General features: G+C 47.8%; 2 protein-coding genes. Both read left to right on the forward strand.

Annotated elements, in window-relative coordinates:
• On the forward strand, window positions 1-558 hold a 558-nt coding region (locus R7O12_RS24750), incomplete at its 5' end, for a tetratricopeptide repeat protein (RefSeq protein ID WP_411913094.1).
• The coding region (locus tag R7O12_RS24755; protein WP_318126704.1) for a GspE/PulE family protein at window positions 555-1,428 on the forward strand (874 nt) is incomplete at its 3' end. The genes R7O12_RS24750 and R7O12_RS24755, both read left to right, overlap by 4 nt.

A 1,428-nucleotide genomic window follows, 5' to 3' on the forward strand; every position in this document is an offset into this window, starting at 1 on the left:
ATCAGTCGAGCAGAAAAAGCCATTGATGCGAACGATATGGAAACGGCGCTTTCTGCTTATACCGAAGCATTGCGTTATGAGCCAAGCAATATCGAAACGCGTCAAAAGCTGGCGGCGCTTTATTTCGGTAAAGGGGATACCAGAAAGTCTTACGAAATCCTGCAAGAAGGCATCAACCTTGATAAGGATAACCAACCGCTAAGACTCGCGTTGTCGAAGCTATTGGTTAAAGCCAATCAGCCTTCTGCGGCACTGAGCCCACTGGTTCACTTGCCTCCAATGCCGAGTCGAGATTACTTGGCAATGCGCGCAGCCCTTGCGCAGAAACAAAAACAAAACGACATCGCATTAGAAAGTTACCTGCTACTGACTCAACGCGAGCCAGACAATGCCCGCTGGTGGCTTGGTTTGGCGATTCAGCAAGAGCGAGCGCTCACTTTTACTGCTGCGATTAACTCTTACAACGAAGCGTTAGGTAAAGTAGGGATCTCGAATCAGTCGCAAGCTTTCATTCGCGATCGATTAACCATCTTAAAGCAACTGGAGAGCGCACAATGAAAATTCAGTTGAGAAAACGCTTAGGTGACCTACTCGTTGAAGAAGGCATCGTATCGGAAGATCAAATCCAGCAAGCTCTATCCGCTCAGCGCAGTACCGGACAAAAATTAGGTGATGCCCTGATTGATCTCGGGTTTATTACCGAAAAGCAAATGCTGGAGTTTTTGTCTCAGCAACTAGGATTACCGTTGATCGATCTTGGACGTGCTCCAGTGGATGCGGATGCGGTGCAAATACTGCCAGAAGTGCATGCTCGTCGTTTACGTGCAATGGTGGTAGCTCGTAATGGTGACACTCTACGTGTTGCGATGAGTGATCCGGCGGATCTGTTTACCCAAGAGTCTTTAATGAACTTGCTAGGTGAGTACAACCTTGAGTTCATCATTGCCTCTGAGCGTCAGTTGATCAGCAGTTTCGACCGTTACTACCGCCGTACCAAAGAGATCGCGTCCTTTGCTGAGCAGTTACAAGCCGAGCACCAAGACGTACAAAGCTTTGACTATGGCATCGATGAAGCCGACAGTGAAGAAGTCACCGTTGTAAAACTGGTTAATTCGATGTTTGAAGACGCGGTGCAAGTTGGTGCATCGGATATCCATATCGAACCAGACGATAAAGTCCTGCGTTTACGCCAGCGTGTCGACGGTGTGCTGCATGAAACCATTCTGAACGAAGTGAACATCGCTTCTGCATTGGTATTACGCCTTAAGTTGATGGCGCACTTGGATATTTCTGAGAAGCGTTTGCCACAAGATGGTCGCTTCAACATCAAAGTTCGTGGTCAATCGATTGATATTCGTATGTCGACGTTACCAACTCAGTACGGTGAATCGGTCGTAATGCGTCTGCTTAACCAGTCGTCAGGTTTAC

The sequence above is a fragment of the Vibrio sp. Vb1574 genome, assembly GCF_033338675.1.